This window comes from Bradyrhizobium sp. BR14999 (genome assembly GCF_056106085.1).
Window position 1 is genome coordinate 2,878,559 of the sequence record NZ_CM148536.1, and the last position, 15,596, is coordinate 2,894,154.

The following is a 15,596-nucleotide window of genomic DNA, read 5'->3' on the forward strand; positions in this document are numbered from 1 at the left end:
TCATGCTGCTGTTGCTCGGAGGCTTTCTCATCCTGATGCTGCTCGGCGTTCCCGTGGCGATTGCCATGGCCGCGTCGTCGCTGCTCTACATCCTGGTCAGCGGCGTGACGCCCGATGTCACGCTGGCGCAGCGCATGATCGCCGGCGTCGAGAGCTTTCCGCTGCTTGCCGTGCCGTTCTTCATCCTGGCCGGCAACCTCATGAACATTGCCGGCGTCACCGGGCGCATTTACAAATTCGCCGTCGCGCTGGTCGGGTGGATGCGCGGCGGCCTCGGTCACGTCAACATCATCGGCTCGGTGATCTTCTCCGGCATGTCCGGCACCGCGATCGCGGACGCCGCCGGTCTCGGCACCATCGAGATCAAGGCGATGAAGGACCACGGCTACTCTACCGAGTTCTCGGTCGGCGTCACCGCAGCCTCGGCGACGCTCGGGCCGATCATCCCGCCGTCGCTGCCCTTCGTGATCTACGGCATGATGGCGAACGTCTCGATCGGCGCGCTGTTTCTCGGCGGCGTCATTCCCGGCATCGTCCTGACCCTGTTCATGATGGCCACCGTCACCTATTTCGCGCACAAGAACAAATGGGGCAGCGATACGCCGTTCTCCTGGCCGCAGCTCGGCTCGGCCGGGCTCGAGATCGTCATCGTGCTCTCGTTCCCCCTCGCGATCTGGCTGATGGTGCTGGCCGGTCTTTCGGTCAACTTGGCCGTGGTCATCGGTCTCGGCACGCTGCTCGTGATCGACTGGTATTTCGACTTCTCGGCGGTGATGGCGCTGATGGCGCCGGTGATCCTGATCGGCGGCATGACGCTCGGCTGGTTCACGCCGACCGAAGCCGCGGTCGCCGCCGTGATCTGGTCGCTGTTCCTCGGCCTCGTCCGCTACCGCACCATGACGCTGCAAACGGTGGCGAAGGCGACGTTCGACACCATCGAGACCACGGCCTCGGTGCTGTTTATCGTCACGGCAGCCTCGATCTTCGCCTGGCTGCTGACGGTGTCACAGGCCGCGCAGACGTTGTCGGACTGGATGCTCAGCGTCACCCACAACAAATGGGTGTTCCTGGCACTCGCCAACGTCCTGATCCTGTTCGTCGGCTGCTTCATCGACACCACGGCGGCGATCACCATTTTGGTGCCGATCCTGCTGCCGATCGTGCTCAAGCTCGGCATCGATCCCATTCACTTCGGCCTGATCATGACGCTGAACCTGATGATCGGCCTGCTGCACCCGCCGCTCGGCATGGTGCTGTTCGTGCTTGCCCGCGTGGCAAAACTCTCGGTCGAGCGCACGACGGTGGCGATCCTGCCCTGGCTGGTGCCCCTGATGCTCGCGCTGATCGCGATCACCTACATTCCCGACCTGACTCTCTGGCTGCCAAAATACATGGGACTCTCCAAATGACCTCCACTGCTCTCGCCGCAACCCTGTTCGGACCAGAAGACCTGCGCATGATCGAGCATCCGCTCGACAAGCTCGCAGACGGCATGGTGCGCATCCGCTTCGGCGCGGGTGGCATCTGCGGTTCGGACATGCATTATTTCCGTCACGCCCGCACCGGTGATTTCGTGGTGAAGTCACCGCTGGTGCTGGGCCACGAGATTTCCGGTGAGGTCGTGGAGATCTCCGGATCCGCAGCGAACCTGAAGACCGGTGACCGCGTCGCGGTCAACCCGTCGCGCTGGTGCGGCCATTGCGTCGCCTGCCGCGAAGGCCGGCCGAACCTCTGCGAGAACATCTACTTCATGGGCTCGGCCTCGAAGACGCCGCACATGCAGGGCGGCTTCGCCAATTACTTCGACGCGATCCCGGCGCAGTGCGTGAAGATCCCGGATCACGTGTCCTATCAGGCTGCGGCGCTGGCCGAACCGCTCGCGGTCTGCCTGCACGCGGTCGCGCGCGCCGGCAACATCGAGGGCAAGCGCGGCATCATCTTCGGCGCCGGCCCGATCGGGCTTCTGACCATGCTCGCCGCACATCGCGCCGGCATGACTGATGTCACGGTGGCCGACATCGCGCCGGCGCCGCTGGCTTTCGCAAGCCGGCTCGGCGCCTCGCATGTCGAGAACGTCTCGGGCGGGGAGGAGGGTCTGAAGGCGCAGGCCGCTTCGCGTCCCTATGACGTCGCGTTCGAGGTCTCCGGCACGGCCGCGGGGCTTGCGAGCGCGATCGGGATCGTGCGGCGCGGCGGCGTCGTGGTGCAGATCGGCAATCTGCCGGGCGGGCAGATCCCGACGCCATCGAACGCGGTGATGGCGAAGGAGATCGACCTGCGCGGCTCCTTCCGCTTTGGCTTCGAGTTCATGACGGCGGTGGAACTGATCGCGGCCGGCAGTGTCGATGTGCTGTCGCTGGTCACCGCCGAACGGCCGCTGTCGACCGCGCCCGACGCGCTCAGGCTGGCACTCGACCGCTCGCAGAGCGTCAAGGTCGTGCTGACCGCGAATTGATCGGAGGCGACTCATGATGCTGGAAGGATGGCGCTGGTACGGGCCAGATGATCCGGTCTCGCTCGACGATGTCAGGCAGGCCGGCGCGACGGAGATTGTCTCCGCGCTGCATCAGGTACCGATCGGGGAAGTCTGGACGCGCAAGGCGGTCGAGGAGCGCAAGAATTTCATCGAGAACGGCCAGCCCGGCCGTTCGCAACTAACGTGGTCGGTGGTGGAATCGATTCCGATCCCCGACGACGTCAAGCGGCTCGGGGGCAAGGCGACGAAGTCGATCGAGGCGTGGATCGCGAGTCTTGAAGCGGTGGCCGCCGCCGGCATCAAGATCATCTGCTACAATTTCATGCCTGTCGTCGACTGGTGCCGCACCGATCTGGAATGGGAGCTGCCGAACGGCGCCCGCGCCATGCGCTTCGATCAGGACCGCTTTGCCGCGTTCGAGCTGCACATCCTCAAACGGTCGGCGGCCGTGCAGGAGTATTCGCCGGAGCAGCAGGCGCGCGCGAAACGGCTGTTTGACAAGATGAGCCAGGCCGATATCGACTATCTCGTGATGGTCATTGCCAGCGCTCTGCCGGGCTCGACCACCGAGCCGATGACCATCCCGCAATTCCGCGACCGGCTGGAAACCTATCGCGACATCACGCCAAAGATCCTGCGGCAGCATCTCGCCGAATTCCTGGGCCGTGTCGCGCCGGTCGCCGAGCAATTAGGGGTGTCGCTGACGCTGCATCCGGATGATCCGCCGCGCCCTCTGTTCGGCCTGCCGCGCGTTGCCTCGACGGCCGAGGACTACCAGGCGCTGTTCGACGCCGTGCCGTCCAAGGCCAACGGCATCTGCCTGTGCACGGGCTCGCTCGGCGTGCGCGCCGAGAATGATCTGCCTGAAATGGCAGAGCGCTTTGGCCCTCGCATCGCCTTTGCCCATCTGCGCGCGACCAAGCGCGAGGCCGATGGCCTGTCGTTCTACGAGTCCGATCATCTCGACGGCGACGTCGACATGGTCGCAGTGCTCAAGGCGCTGCTGAAGGAGAATGCGCGGCGTTCACGAGACAAGAGGATCGTGTTCCGTCCCGACCACGGCCACCGCATGCTCGACGATCTCGCCGCCACCAAGCGCACCAATCCCGGCTACACCGCAATCGGCCGCCTCCGCGGCCTCGCCGAGCTCCGCGGCGCCATCCGCGCGATCGAGCATCGGTGAGGTGTGATGCGGGGACTCTTCGCCTCTCCCCGCCTGCGGGGAGAGGCCGGATTGCATCGAAGATGCGATCCGGGTGAGGGGGACTCTCCGCGAATCCAACTCTTACCGTCCTTGCGGAGACTCCCCCTCACCCCGACCCTCTCCCCGCAAGCGGGGAGAGGGAGAAGAACCTCAATAGCACGCCGCCATCGCGCCGAGTTTCGGATAGAGCCGGTCAATCGCGGCGATCTCGCTTTTCATCTGGGCGATGATCCAGTCGCGGATCTCGACGGCGATGGGGCGCATCGGCCGGTTGCGCGGCGGCAGGAATTCGCAGAGGCGGCGCGTGCTGGTCAGGGTGTCGGAGGCCGGCACTAACGCGCCGGTGAGAAGCCAGTGCGAGGCCACCGTCAGCCAGCCGAGCGCGATGCCCTGGCCGAGCAGCGCGGCCTGCACCACCACGGCATAGTCGGTGAAGCTCAGCGCCTTGGCCGCGCCGCGGCGCCCGGTGAGGAGCGATGCATAATCGGCGGCCCAGTCGCCCGGCGTCTCGGCAAGACGGATGATGGTGTTGCCTTCAGTGGGGTCGGTCTCGCCAAGATAGCCGGGGCTGCACATCGGCAGCATGACTTCCTTCATGATCAGCGTGCCGCCGGACGACGGCTCGTCGCGATCGCGAAAGCGCATGCCGAGATCGACATTGTCCACCGGCCCGCGCAGCGCGCCGGAGATCAGCTGGAAGCGCAGATCGACTTGCGGAAACTGTTTCTGGAGCTTGTCGATGCGCGGCATCAGCCAATGCGTGGTGAAGGCGGAGGAGACCGACAGCGTCACGGTCTCGGTGCCCTTGCGCCGCCGTTCGATTTCCACGAGGCCGCTCTCGATGCTGCGAAAGCCTTCGAGCACGCGGCGATACAACAGCTCGCCCTCCTCGGTGAGCACCGCGCGTCCGGCCGTGCGATCGAACAGGCGAACGCCGAGATGCTCCTCGAGCTGGCCGAGCATCCGGCTCACCGCCGGCTGCGTGACGTTCAATTCTGCGGCCGCCGCGGTGAAGCTGCCATTGCGCGCCGCCGCGTCGAAGACGAACAGGGCGTTGCTGGACGGCAGCATGCGGCGCAGCTCGGGCATAACGTCATGTTATGAGCCGCGTGAGAATTTGGCAATTGCCGAGTTTTGCCAAGTCTGGTGTCATTGGCATGACAGCCCAAAAGACAGGGCCTGCGGAGGAAGATTTGGTGCGGTGCACGCTTCGTCCGTGAGTGCTCAAATCCCCTGTCTATAAAGCAGGCTTATGGCGCGCAGTGAGGCACGCCATCACACGGACGTGGCGAGGGTCGATCGTTGGACAAGCGAGCGGAAAGCGTCGAGATCAGGTCCGCGAGCAAGACGTACGGCGCGGTTCGCGCCCTCGATGACGTGTCCCTCAATGTCGGCGCCGGCGAGTTCGTCTCGCTGCTCGGTCCCTCCGGTTCCGGCAAGACCACGCTGCTCGGCATTTTGGGCGGCTTCATCCTGCCATCGAGCGGAACAATTCTCTTCGGCGGCCGCGACGTCACCTGGATGCCGCCGCACAAGCGCGATCTCGGCGTCGTGTTCCAGAACTACGCGCTGTTCCCCCATATGAGCGTCGGCGAGAACGTCGCCTTTCCCTTGCGCGCCCGCCGCCTCCCGAAAGCGAGCTGGCCTGACAAGGTGCGCGCAGCGCTCGCGATGGTCGGCCTCGCCGGCTATGAGGCGCGCGGCATCGCGCAGCTCTCCGGCGGCCAGCGCCAGCGCGTGGCGCTGGCCCGCGCCATGATCTTCGAGCCGCGCCTGATCCTGATGGACGAGCCGCTCTCCGCGCTCGACAAGCAGCTGCGCGAATCCATGCAGATCGAGCTGCGCGCGCTGCACAAGCGCATCCAGGCCACCATCATCTACGTCACCCATGATCAGCGTGAGGCGCTGACCATGAGCGATCGGGTCGCCGTGATGAAGGACGGCAGGCTGATCCAGATCGACGTGCCCGAACGGTTGCACGATCATCCCGCAAATTCCTTTGTCGCGAGTTTCATCGGGGAAGCGACGATGCTGCCCGTTCGCCGTGTCGATGCGGCCTGCGTCGCGCTCGGCAACGCGCTGCTGCGCAGCGCCCGCGCCATTCCGGACGGCGATGCGCTGATGCTCGCCGTGCACAGCGAAAAACTGCTGATCGACAACGGCGTGCAGGATGCCGCCTGCAACCGGCTGACCGGCACGGTCACCGACATCGTCTATCAGGGCGAGAGCCTGCGTGTCTTCCTGGCGCTCGAAGGCGGCATCGCGCTCAGCCTGCGCCAGCCGAGTTACCATCAGGCCTACAGCCGCATTCCGCCGCTCGGCGGCAGTCTCACCGTCACCCTTCACCCCGAGGACACCATCGTGGTGCCCAGGGTGGACTGAAGCCTTGTTGCAACCTGAGAGAAGAAACGAACATGTCGACCCAAGCCGCGTTCAGCAATTTCAAGGTTCTCACCTTCGACGTCGTCGGCACCTTGATCGACTTCGAGACCGGCGTGCTCGCCGCGGTGCGCAGGATCTCGGGCAAGACGCCAGCCGAGCTCAGTGACGACCAGATCTTCGAATCCTACAAGCGCGGTCGCGACAAGCATTACGAGCGCTCGAGCGAGGTGATGTTCCACGTCTACCGCTATCTCGCCAAGGAGCTCGGGCTGCCGGCCGACGATGCGTCCTGCGACGTGTTCCAGCTCGCCGTGCTGCGCTGGGGGCCGTTCCCGGACTCGGTCGAGGCGCTCAAGCGCCTGCGCACCAAATTCCGGCTGGTCGCGATGACCAATGCCGACCGCGTTGCGCTCTCTTGTTACGCGCATGCACTCGGCAATCCCTTCGACGACACGGTCTGCGCCGACGAGACCGGCGTGGCCAAGCCGAACCCGGAATTCTTCGCCTACAACAAGGGTCGCCAGTCCGCCTTCGGCTACAAGCAGTCCGACATCCTGCACGTCGCGCAGAGCCAGTACCACGACATCGGGATCGCGCGGAAGCTCGGCTACAAGGTGTGCTGGATCGAGCGCCGCCAGGGCATTGCCGGCTTCGGCGGCACGCCGGCGGTGGAGACGCTGACCAAGCCGGACTTCCACTATCCGACGCTGAAGGCGCTCGCCGACGCCGCCATCGGCCCGGCGGCCTGAGTCCGTGAGCGCGGGCATGACACGGGACTGGAGCGCGCTGCCGTCAGCCAACTCGCTGTGGGCCGCCACGGCCGAACCGGCGCGCGAGTTTCCGGTCCTGTCGGGCGAGCGGCAGGCAGATGTGGTGATCATCGGCGCGGGCTACACCGGCCTCTCCGCTGCGCACCACATCGCCAGAAGCGGGCTCGCGCCGGTCGTATTAGAGGCCAACCGCCCCGGCTGGGGCGCGAGCGGCCGCAATGGCGGGGTGATCACCGCAAAATTCCGCCTCTCGTTCCGCGAGATCGATGCCGTGCACGGCCGCGCCATGGCGCGGCGCATGTACGAGATCGCGCATGAATCGACTGACATGGTCGAAGAGCTCGTCTCCGAGTTCGGCATCGCCAGCGCAAACCTCACTCGCACCGGCCAGGTCAAGGCGGCGCATAACGAGACGACGCTCCGGGCCGCGATCGACGAAGCCAACTGGATGACGCGCGAGATGGGTGATGCGGAGGTCCGCATTCTCGACAAGCGCGGCGTGCGCGAGGAGACCGGCTCCGACATCTTTGTCGGCGGCGTGCTCAATCCCGGCTCGGGCGGCATTCATCCGCTGAACTATCTGCGCGGGCTTGCCGACGGCGTCGCGCGCCGCGGCGTTGCCATCTTCCAGGAGTCGCCGGTGCTCAAACTCCGGCGGGAGAACGGCGAGATCGTCGCCGAGACGCCGAAAGGCGCGGTGCGGGCGAAGCAGGCCATCATCGCCACCAACAGCTATTCAGATCTGACCGATGCCACCGCGCAGTTGCAGCGCACGCTGATCCCGTTCCGCAGCGCCATCATCGCCACCGAGAGGCTGCCGCGCAATCTCGCCGGCAAGCTGATGCCGACGGGGCGCACCTATACCGAGACCAAACGCATGATGCGCTGGTTCCGCATGGTCGACAATCGCGTGATCTTCGGCGGCCGCGGCGCCTTCGGCAAGCAGGACTCCGAACCGGCGTTTGATGCGTTGCGCAAGGCGATGGTCGGCATCTTCCCCGATCTCGCCGATATCCCGCTCGCCTACAAATGGTCGGGTCTCGTCGCGATGACGCTGGACCAGGTGCCGCATATCGGCCGGCTCGACGACCGCACGCTGGTCTCGATCGGCTACAATGGAGCCGGTGTCGCAATGTCGAGCCTGATGGGCCGCTATCTCGCCGCCTTCGTGCGCGGCGAGACGCCCGAGGTCGGCCTGCTCGATATCAGGCGCATGAAGGCGATTCCGTTCTACCCGCTGCGCGAGCCCGCCGTGCGCATGGTCGCCGGCTGGTACCAGTTTCTCGATGCGATCGGTCAGTGAGATCTATTTGGAGGAGGTGAGGATGACGACGAAGCAGAAGTTTGGATTTGGCTGCGCATTGCTTGGTGCAATCGGATTTACCACGGCTGCCGGTGCCGCCGAGCAGATCACCTTCGTCTCGCAGGGCGGTGCCTATCAGCAGGCCCAGACGGTGGCGATCCTCGATCCCTCCGCCAAGAAGCTCGGCATCACCATCAACCAGGACTCCATTCCCGACGCCTGGCCCGCGATCAAGACCCAGGTCGGCAGCGGCAAGCCGATCTGGGACGTCGTCGACACCCCGACCGGCTATTGCCTGCGCGGCGGCGAGCAGGGGCTGATCGAAAAGCTCGACTTCTCCAAGATCCCGAACGCAGCGGCGATGCCCGAGGCCTATCGCAGTCCCTATTCGGTGTCTTACGAATTCTATTCCAGCGTGCTGGCCTACAGCCAGAAGACGTTCCCGAAGGATGCGCCGAACAGCTGGGCGGATTTTTGGGACGTCAAGAAATTCCCCGGCCGCCGGGCGCTGCGCAACCACCCGATCGCCACGCTCGAGGCGGCGCTGATGGCGGACGGCGTCGCGCCCGACAAGCTCTATCCGCTCGACGTCGACCGCGCCTTCAAGAAGCTGGAAGAGATCAAGCCGCACATCACGGTATGGTGGACCTCGGGCGCGCAGTCGGCGCAGCTTCTCAACGACGGCGAAGTGGACATGGAGATGGCCTGGAACGGCCGCGTCAGCGCGGTCGCCAAGGAAGGCGCCAAGGTGGCCTTCACCTACAACCAGGGCATCCTGCAGAGCACTTCGCTCTGCATCCTCAAGGGCGCGCCGAATCTCGCTACCGCGGTGAAGTTCCTCAACGAGGCCGTCGATCCCGTGCACCAGGCCAACCTGCCGCTCCACATCGACTACGGCCCCGGTAATCCGAAGGCGTTCGAAACCAGCGTGATCAAGCCCGAGCGCGCCGCGCAATTGCCGAGCGAGCCGGCCAACGCGGCCAAGCAGGCGCTGATGTCCTACGCCTGGTGGTCCTCGCCCGCGGGCGAAGCGGCCGAGAAGCGCTGGGCGTCGTTCATGCAGAAGTGAGCGAGGCGGCCTTGACGACATCCGTGTCCGATCCATCGCAGAAGCATCAGCGCCGCGAGCACGGCCTGATGCTGGCGCTGGTGTCGCCGGCACTGCTGGTGATTTTGGCTCTGATCGTGCTGCCGGTCGGCTGGCTCGCCTGGCAGTCGGTCTACCACGACGGCTTTACGCTGGAGAATTATCGCCGCGTCTTCACCGAGGACGTCTATTGGCGCAGCTTTGCGCTGACCTTCGAGATCAGTCTCGCGGTCACGGGAATCGCGCTGCTGCTCGGCTATCCCGTGGCCTATCTTGCCAACTCGGTGCCGAAAGCGTGGAGCATCCTCATCCTGTCGCTGGTGGTGCTGCCGTTCTGGACCAGCGTGCTGGTCAGGGCCTATGCGTGGCTGGCGCTGCTGCAGCGCACCGGCGTGATCAACCAGTTCCTGCGCTATCTGGACGTGATCTCCGAGCCGCTCGCGTTGGTCCACAACACGTTCGGCACGGTGGTTGCGACGGTGCACATCCTGCTGCCGTTCATGGTGCTGCCGCTCTATGCCACCATGCAGAAGATCCCCGGCGATCTCATGCAGGCCGGCGCCAGCTTAGGGGCGAGCCCATCGCTCACATTTTTCCGCGTGTTCCTGCCGCTGTCGCTGCCGGGCGTGCTCGCTGGCTGCACCATGGTATTCGTGCTCTGCCTCGGCTTCTACATCACGCCGGAGCTGCTCGGCGGCGGCCGCACCGTGATGGTGTCCATGCTGGTGAGCCGCAATGTCGAGCTCTACAACCAGTTCGGGGCGGCCAGCGCGGTCGCCGTGGTGCTGCTCCTGAGCGTGCTCCTGATCTTCTTCGTCGTCAGCCGCTTCATCTCGCTCGATCGTGTGTTGGGGCAGAAATGATGCGCGCCTCGCCCGCACGGATTGCTCTCTACGTGATCAGCGCGCTGGTGCTGGTCTATCTGATCCTTCCCGTGCTGATCATCGCGCCGATCTCGTTCTCGAGCGCGCGGTTCCTGACTTTCCCGCCGCCGTCGTTCTCGCTGCGCTGGTACCAGCAATATTTCGCCAACTCCGCCTGGATGCAGGCGACGCGGGTGACGCTGACGGTCGCGCTGCTGACCGTCGTGATCGCGACCCCGCTCGGCGTGGCAGCCGCCTATGCCATCAGCCAGTCGAAGCTGCGCATCATGCGCATCATCCACATGGCGCTGCTGCTGCCGTTGGTGGTGCCGATCATCATTACCGCGGTCGGCATCTTCTTCGTCTACGCCAAGGTCGGCCTGGTCGCGACCATGCCCGGCCTCGTGCTCGCGAACGTGATGCTGGGATTACCCTATGTCGTCATCTCGGTGCTCGCGGGCCTACAGAGCTTCGACCCCGCGCAGGAGATGGTGGCGCGCAGCCTCGGCATGAACCGCCTGCGCAGCTTCTTCGCGGTGACGCTGCCGCAGATCAAGTCCAGCGTGCTCGCCGGCGGCATCTTCGCCTTCATCTCGGCGATGGACGAGACCATCGTCGCGCTGTTCATCTCCGGCGGCCAGTACCAGCCGCTGACCAAGCGCATGTTCACCGCGCTCCGCGACGAGATCGACCCGACCATCGCCGCGATCTCGACGCTGATGACGGCGGCCTCCTTCATGCTGGTGCTACTGGCAAGCACGCGGCAGAAGAAGGGTGGGTGAGGCGAGTTATTGTCGTCCTGGCGAAAGCCAGGACCCATTACCCCAGGGAGTGTTTTGGCGAAGATTGGTCGTTCGGGACTAGTACCATCCGCAACCGATAGACCTCGCGGTATGGGTCCTGGCCTTCGCCAGGACGACGGCTGAGTTTGCGGCGGGCCACACCCTCACTCCTTCGCCTCCAGCCACGCCAAAATCATCTCCACGATCTGCGTCCGGCTCTTCGCCAGCACCCCGGGTTCGCTGAGGTCGCGGTCGAACAGCGCACCAAAGGTGTCGCGGTTGGCGACGCGGAAGAAGCAGTAGGAGGAGATGGCGAGGTGCAGGTCGATGGCGTCAACGTCGCCGCGGAAGACGCCTTCGTCGCGGCCGCGCTTCAGGATGCCGTCGAGCGTCGCGATCACGCTGGCGTTGAGCTGCCGCAGCTGCGGGTTCTGCTTCAGATGCTTGCCATGGTGGATATTCTCGATGCTGACGAGGCGGATGAAGTCCGGATTGCGCTCGTCATGGTCGAAGGTGGCCTCGATCAGGCGGCGCAATCCCTCGCGGGCGTCGCAGCTTGCGATGTCGAGCTGGTCCTCCAGCGCGCGGATTCTGCGATAGGCCTCTTCGAGCACCGCGAGGTAGAGCTGCTCCTTGCCGCCGAAATAATAGTAGATCATCCGCTTCGACGTGCGCGTCCGGGCGGCGATGGCGTCGACCCGCGCGCCGGAATAGCCCTCGCGGGCGAATTCGGTCATCGCCACTTCGAGGATGTCGCGCTTGGTGCGCTCGGGGTCGTTGATGCGCTTCGATGGGAGCGGCATGCGTTCGAGCATCATCCCATGGCGAAATCGGCCGCCGTCTCGGCATGAATTGCCGTCGTATCGAACGTCTCGACTGACGTGTCGTCCGGGCCGACCAGCATCGTGATCTCGGTACAGCCGAGGATGATGCACTCCGCGCCGGCGGTGACGAGCGCTGCCATCACCTCCTGATAGCGCCGGCGCGAGGGAGCGGTGACAGTTCCAAGGCACAGCTCATCGTAGATGATGCGGTTCACGTCGGCGCGGGCGTCGGCGGGAGGAACCAGGACGTCGAGATCATGCGCGCGCAGCCGGTCGATGTAAAAGTCCTGCTCCATCGTGAATTTCGTGCCGAGCAGCCCGAGCCGCCGGTACCCTTTGGCCCGGATGCGCTGCGCCGTTGCGTCCCCGATATGAATGAATGGAACGGTCAAGCTCGACATGATGTCGGGTGCCAGTTTGTGCATCGTGTTCGTGCACAACACGATCGCACGGGCCCCGGCGCTTTCGAGCCGCCGTGCGACCTCCGCCAGGCTGGCCGCCGCCTCGCTCCAGCGATCGGCGTACTGCATTTCCTTGATCTGTTGAAAATCGTAGGAATACATCAGCAGTGGGGCCGAATGCAGCTTGCCCTTGCGGTCGCGGACCCGCTCATTGATGAGCTTGTAGTAGAGCGCGGTGCTCTCCCAGCTCATGCCTCCAATCAGGCCGATGGTTTGCATTCCGGTCTCCAGACGAGTTGGTCCGGCCGGATCGTAGACGAAGACGTCGAAGCTCGCCATCATGATGGGAAAATGAGACGGGTTGGCGTGTGGCCCATGGCGGACGCCGGGATTGCGTGGACGTGGTCTCAGAGCCCGATCAGTGCAAACGGCAAGGGCGGGCATGACGCCTGCGCAGGCGGCGAGAAGTCTTTCGATCTTGCGCGTCCTGTCGGCCTGTCCTACGCCAATTCCGCACATAATGGCGAGGCGCTCGGGCGCATCGCCAAAGCCTTGAGGGAGCCGTCATGACCATTCGCAACACCCGCACCGGGGGCCAGATCCTGATCGACCAGCTGGTCGCGCAAGGGGTCGAGCGCGTTACCTGCGTGCCGGGCGAGAGCTATCTGGCGGCGCTCGATGCGCTGCATGACAGCCCGATCGACGTCATGATCTGCCGCGCCGAAGGCGGGGCCGCAATGATGGCGGAGGCCTATGGCAAGCTCACGGGCCGTCCGGGCGTCTGCTTCGTCACCCGCGGACCCGGCGCGACCAATGCCAGCCACGGCGTCCACATCGCAATGCAGGACTCAACGCCGATGATCCTGTTCGTCGGCCAGGTCGACACCGGTATGCGCGAGCGCGAGGCGTTCCAGGAGCTCGACTACAAGGCGGTGTTCGGCACCATGGCGAAATGGGCGGTCGAGATCGATCGCCCCGACCGCATTCCGGAGCTGGTGGCGCGCGCCTTCCGCGTCGCCATGCAGGGCCGCCCGGGTCCCGTGGTGATCTCGCTGCCCGAGAACATGCTGACCGAGACCGCGGCGGTTGCCGACGCCATGCGGATCGAGCCCGCGGCGAGCTGGCCGGCGCCGGCCGACATCGAAAAGCTCAGCGTCATGCTCGCCGGCGCCAAGGCGCCGCTCGTCATCCTCGGCGGCTCGCGCTGGACCGATGAAGCCACCAGGAGCATCGCGCGGTTCGCCGAACGGTTCGACCTGCCGGTCGCGACCTCGTTCCGCCGGGCCTCGCTGATCGACGCCGACCATTCGCATTACGCCGGTGATCTCGGCATCGGGCCGAGCCCGGGGGTGAAGGCGCGCATCGAGGGCGCCGACGTCATTCTGCTCATCGGCGGCCGCATGTCGGAGATGCCGTCCTCGTCCTACACGCTGCTCGACATTCCGACCCCGCAGCAGAAGCTGATCCACGTGCATCCGGGCTCCGAGGAGCTCGGCCGCGTCTATCAGCCGGCCCTTGCGATCCAGGCGACGCCCGCCGCATTCGCCGCCGCGGTCGAAACGCTGAAGCCTTCCGGTGCGGTGGCCTGGAAGGGCGAGGCCGCGAAGGCACATGCCGATTATCTCGCCTGGACCGAAAAGGCGCGCGAGCTGCCGGGCAGGTTCCAGTACGGCCAGGTCATGACCTGGCTGCGCGACCGCCTGCCGAAGGACGCGATCGTCTGCAACGGCGCCGGCAATTATGCCGGCTGGATCCATCGTCATCACCGCTTCCACAGCTTTGCCGCGCAGCTTGCGCCGACCTCGGGCTCGATGGGCTATGGCGTGCCGGCGGGCGTGCTGGCAAAACGGCAATACCCGGATCGCGTCGTCGTCGCCTTTGCCGGTGACGGCTGCTTCCTGATGAACGGCCAGGAGTTCGCGACCGCCGTGCAGTATGACGCGCCGCTGATCGTCATCGTCGTCGACAATTCGCAATACGGCACCATCCGCATGCACCAGGAGCGCGACTATCCCGGCCGCGTCGTCGGCACCCAGCTCAAGAACCCCGATTTTGCGATGTACGCGAAGGCGTTCGGCGGCCATGGCGAGCGCGTCGAGCGCACCGAGGAGTTCGCACCCGCGTTCGAGCGCGCGCTCGCCTCGGGCAAGCCGTCCATCCTCCACTGCATTATCGATCCGCGCGCGATCTCGGTCGGCAAGGATTTTGTGCCAGCGGTGAAGGCTTAAGCGATGGCGACCGGCCGCCACGTCGCCATCATCGGCGCCGGCGCAGTCGGCGTGATCAGCGCCATCGAGGCGCTGCGCGAGGGCCATCGCGTCACGCTGATCGATCCCGGCGAGCCCGGTGGCGAGCAGGCGGCGAGCTACGGCAATGCCGGCTGGCTGTCGTCGCATTCGGTGATCCCGCCGGCCGAGCCGGGCGTCTGGAAGAAGGTGCCGGGTTATCTCATGGACCCGCTCGGCCCGCTCGCGATCCGCTGGTCTTATCTGCCGAAAGCGCTGCCCTGGCTGATCAAATATTTGGTCTCGGGCTGGACCGAGGCGCGGATCGAGAAGACGGCGTTCGCGCTGCGCGATCTGTTGAAGGACGCACCACTGCTGCACAAGAAGCTCGCGGAGGAGGCGGGCGTGCCTGAATTGATCGAGCGCAACGGTGTGATGCACGTGTTCCCATCGCGCGGCAATTTCGACAACGATCTCGGCTGGCGCCTGCGCAAGAAGGTCGGTGTCGAATGGCTCGAGCTCAACGCCGATGAGATGCGCCAGCGCGAGCCGGACCTGCATCCGCGCTACACCTTTGGTGTGGTGGTGGAGGAGGCCGGCCGCTGCCGCAATCCCGGCGCCTATGTCGCGGCCCTCGCGCAACATGCGTTGGCAAGCGGTGCGAAGCACGTGCGGGCCAAGGCAACGGGTCTCAAGCTCTCCGGCAACACGCTCATCGCCGTCGTCACCGAGACCGGCGAGATCCCTTGCGATGCCGCCGTGGTTGCGGCGGGCGCCCGCTCGAAGCAATTGACTGCATCGGTCGGTGATCCGCTGCCGCTCGAGACCGAGCGTGGCTATCACGTCATGATCGAGAACCCGGAATCTGGGCCGCGCAGCTCGATGATGGCGTCAGATGCGAAAATGGTGGTGAACTGGACCGACAAGGGCCTGCGCGCCGCCGGCACGGTCGAGATCGCCGGCTTAGAGGCCGCGCCGAACTGGAAGCGTGCCGAGATTCTGCGCAACCACCTCATCAGCATGTTCCCAAAACTGCCGAAGGACATTCCGGCCTCGCGTATCAAAACCTGGTTCGGTCATCGGCCGAGTATGCCGGATGGACGTCCCTGCATCGGCTATGCGCGGGCCTCGCGCGACATCGTCTATGCCTTTGGCCATGGCCATGTCGGCCTGGTCGGCTCGGCGCGTACCGGCCGTCTCGTCGCGCAGCTTCTCAGCGGCAAGCAGCCCGAGATCCCGCTCGCGCCGTTCGCACCCGATCGTTTTCTCTGAGATCGCA

General features: G+C 65.3%; 15 protein-coding genes. 12 read left to right on the forward strand and 3 right to left on the reverse strand.

Annotated elements, in window-relative coordinates; translation table 11 throughout:
• Positions 1-2 precede the first annotated feature (2 nt).
• The 3 genes from ACR9YP_RS13240 to uxuA are packed head-to-tail and all read left to right on the forward strand — an operon-like array spanning position 3 to position 3,659.
• Positions 3-1,409, forward strand: coding sequence for a TRAP transporter large permease (locus ACR9YP_RS13240; protein ID WP_474220117.1), 1,407 nt, complete (start codon positions 3-5; stop codon positions 1,407-1,409).
• A complete protein-coding gene (locus ACR9YP_RS13245; protein WP_438105715.1) occupies positions 1,406-2,455 on the forward strand; it encodes an L-idonate 5-dehydrogenase in 1,050 nt (349 codons plus the stop codon). The genes ACR9YP_RS13240 and ACR9YP_RS13245 overlap by 4 nt, the downstream gene beginning before the upstream one ends.
• A gap of 13 nt (positions 2,456-2,468) precedes the next feature.
• Positions 2,469-3,659 (forward strand): mannonate dehydratase, encoded by a 1,191-nt coding sequence (uxuA, locus tag ACR9YP_RS13250; protein ID WP_474220119.1) that lies wholly within the window; start codon positions 2,469-2,471, stop codon positions 3,657-3,659.
• A 171-nt stretch (positions 3,660-3,830) separates the two neighbouring features.
• Here the strand turns inward: uxuA and ACR9YP_RS13255 are convergent, their stop codons facing one another.
• Positions 3,831-4,769: a LysR family transcriptional regulator gene (locus tag ACR9YP_RS13255; protein WP_438105718.1), complete on the reverse strand. Its 939-nt coding sequence runs from the start codon at positions 4,767-4,769 to the stop codon at positions 3,831-3,833.
• A gap of 213 nt (positions 4,770-4,982) precedes the next feature.
• On the opposite strand from ACR9YP_RS13255, the gene ACR9YP_RS13260 reads away from it, so the two are divergent.
• The 6 genes from ACR9YP_RS13260 to ACR9YP_RS13285 all read left to right on the forward strand — a co-directional run bounded on the left by ACR9YP_RS13260 (position 4,983) and on the right by ACR9YP_RS13285 (position 10,867).
• Positions 4,983-6,062: an ABC transporter ATP-binding protein gene (locus ACR9YP_RS13260; RefSeq protein WP_438105720.1), complete on the forward strand. Its 1,080-nt coding sequence runs from the start codon at positions 4,983-4,985 to the stop codon at positions 6,060-6,062.
• Positions 6,063-6,094: 32 nt separating this feature from the next.
• Complete coding sequence (locus ACR9YP_RS13265; RefSeq protein ID WP_130215273.1) at positions 6,095-6,811, forward strand: HAD family hydrolase; 717 nt, start codon at positions 6,095-6,097, stop codon at positions 6,809-6,811.
• Positions 6,812-6,827: 16 nt separating this feature from the next.
• Positions 6,828-8,135, forward strand: a complete 1,308-nt coding sequence (locus ACR9YP_RS13270) for an NAD(P)/FAD-dependent oxidoreductase (RefSeq protein WP_474220121.1) — start codon at positions 6,828-6,830, stop codon at positions 8,133-8,135.
• Positions 8,136-8,157: 22 nt separating this feature from the next.
• Positions 8,158-9,204 (forward strand): ABC transporter substrate-binding protein, encoded by a 1,047-nt coding sequence (locus ACR9YP_RS13275; protein ID WP_438105724.1) that lies wholly within the window; start codon positions 8,158-8,160, stop codon positions 9,202-9,204.
• 68 nt (positions 9,205-9,272) lie between these two features.
• The gene (locus ACR9YP_RS13280; RefSeq protein ID WP_438110588.1) at positions 9,273-10,085 is read left to right on the forward strand and encodes an ABC transporter permease; all 813 of its coding nucleotides are present in this window, start codon (positions 9,273-9,275) and stop codon (positions 10,083-10,085) included.
• The gene (locus tag ACR9YP_RS13285) at positions 10,082-10,867 is read left to right on the forward strand and encodes an ABC transporter permease (protein WP_474220122.1); all 786 of its coding nucleotides are present in this window, start codon (positions 10,082-10,084) and stop codon (positions 10,865-10,867) included. The genes ACR9YP_RS13280 and ACR9YP_RS13285 overlap by 4 nt, the downstream gene beginning before the upstream one ends.
• 164 nt (positions 10,868-11,031) lie before the next feature.
• Here ACR9YP_RS13285 and ACR9YP_RS13290 read toward each other — a convergent pair whose 3' ends face one another.
• Together ACR9YP_RS13290 and ACR9YP_RS13295 are read right to left on the reverse strand one after the other, a co-directional pair.
• Complete coding sequence (locus ACR9YP_RS13290) at positions 11,032-11,682, reverse strand: TetR family transcriptional regulator (protein WP_438110590.1); 651 nt, start codon at positions 11,680-11,682, stop codon at positions 11,032-11,034.
• Positions 11,682-12,371 carry an aspartate/glutamate racemase family protein gene (locus tag ACR9YP_RS13295; protein ID WP_370988492.1) on the reverse strand — a complete coding sequence of 230 codons (690 nt, stop codon included), beginning with the start codon at positions 12,369-12,371 and terminating at the stop codon, positions 11,682-11,684. The genes ACR9YP_RS13290 and ACR9YP_RS13295 overlap by 1 nt, the downstream gene beginning before the upstream one ends.
• 72 nt (positions 12,372-12,443) lie before the next feature.
• Here ACR9YP_RS13295 and ACR9YP_RS13300 point away from each other — a divergent pair, with 72 nt between their 5' ends.
• The 3 genes from ACR9YP_RS13300 to ACR9YP_RS13310 are packed head-to-tail and all read left to right on the forward strand — an operon-like array spanning position 12,444 to position 15,589.
• Complete coding sequence (locus tag ACR9YP_RS13300; RefSeq protein WP_474220123.1) at positions 12,444-12,662, forward strand: hypothetical protein; 219 nt, start codon at positions 12,444-12,446, stop codon at positions 12,660-12,662.
• A complete protein-coding gene (locus tag ACR9YP_RS13305; RefSeq protein WP_438105730.1) occupies positions 12,659-14,320 on the forward strand; it encodes a thiamine pyrophosphate-binding protein in 1,662 nt (553 codons plus the stop codon). The genes ACR9YP_RS13300 and ACR9YP_RS13305 overlap by 4 nt, the downstream gene beginning before the upstream one ends.
• Positions 14,321-14,323: 3 nt before the next feature.
• Positions 14,324-15,589 (forward strand): NAD(P)/FAD-dependent oxidoreductase, encoded by a 1,266-nt coding sequence (locus tag ACR9YP_RS13310; RefSeq protein ID WP_438105731.1) that lies wholly within the window; start codon positions 14,324-14,326, stop codon positions 15,587-15,589.
• Positions 15,590-15,596 lie beyond the last annotated feature (7 nt).

Bases quoted from the DNA above. Each gene is read 5' to 3' on its own strand.
- ACR9YP_RS13240 (WP_474220117.1), top strand. From the start codon at position 3: ATGCTGCTGTTGCTCGGAGGCTTTCTCATCCTGATGCTGCTCGGCGTT.
- ACR9YP_RS13245 (WP_438105715.1), top strand. From the start codon at position 1,406: ATGACCTCCACTGCTCTCGCCGCAACCCTGTTCGGACCAGAAGACCTG.
- uxuA (WP_474220119.1), top strand. From the start codon at position 2,469: ATGATGCTGGAAGGATGGCGCTGGTACGGGCCAGATGATCCGGTCTCG.
- ACR9YP_RS13255 (WP_438105718.1), bottom strand. From the start codon at position 4,769: ATGCCCGAGCTGCGCCGCATGCTGCCGTCCAGCAACGCCCTGTTCGTC.
- ACR9YP_RS13265 (WP_130215273.1), top strand. From the start codon at position 6,095: ATGTCGACCCAAGCCGCGTTCAGCAATTTCAAGGTTCTCACCTTCGAC.
- ACR9YP_RS13270 (WP_474220121.1), top strand. From the start codon at position 6,828: ATGACACGGGACTGGAGCGCGCTGCCGTCAGCCAACTCGCTGTGGGCC.
- ACR9YP_RS13275 (WP_438105724.1), top strand. From the start codon at position 8,158: ATGACGACGAAGCAGAAGTTTGGATTTGGCTGCGCATTGCTTGGTGCA.
- ACR9YP_RS13280 (WP_438110588.1), top strand. From the start codon at position 9,273: ATGCTGGCGCTGGTGTCGCCGGCACTGCTGGTGATTTTGGCTCTGATC.
- ACR9YP_RS13285 (WP_474220122.1), top strand. From the start codon at position 10,082: ATGATGCGCGCCTCGCCCGCACGGATTGCTCTCTACGTGATCAGCGCG.
- ACR9YP_RS13290 (WP_438110590.1), bottom strand. From the start codon at position 11,682: ATGCTCGAACGCATGCCGCTCCCATCGAAGCGCATCAACGACCCCGAG.
- ACR9YP_RS13295 (WP_370988492.1), bottom strand. From the start codon at position 12,371: ATGCAAACCATCGGCCTGATTGGAGGCATGAGCTGGGAGAGCACCGCG.
- ACR9YP_RS13300 (WP_474220123.1), top strand. From the start codon at position 12,444: ATGAGACGGGTTGGCGTGTGGCCCATGGCGGACGCCGGGATTGCGTGG.
- ACR9YP_RS13305 (WP_438105730.1), top strand. From the start codon at position 12,659: ATGACCATTCGCAACACCCGCACCGGGGGCCAGATCCTGATCGACCAG.
- ACR9YP_RS13310 (WP_438105731.1), top strand. From the start codon at position 14,324: ATGGCGACCGGCCGCCACGTCGCCATCATCGGCGCCGGCGCAGTCGGC.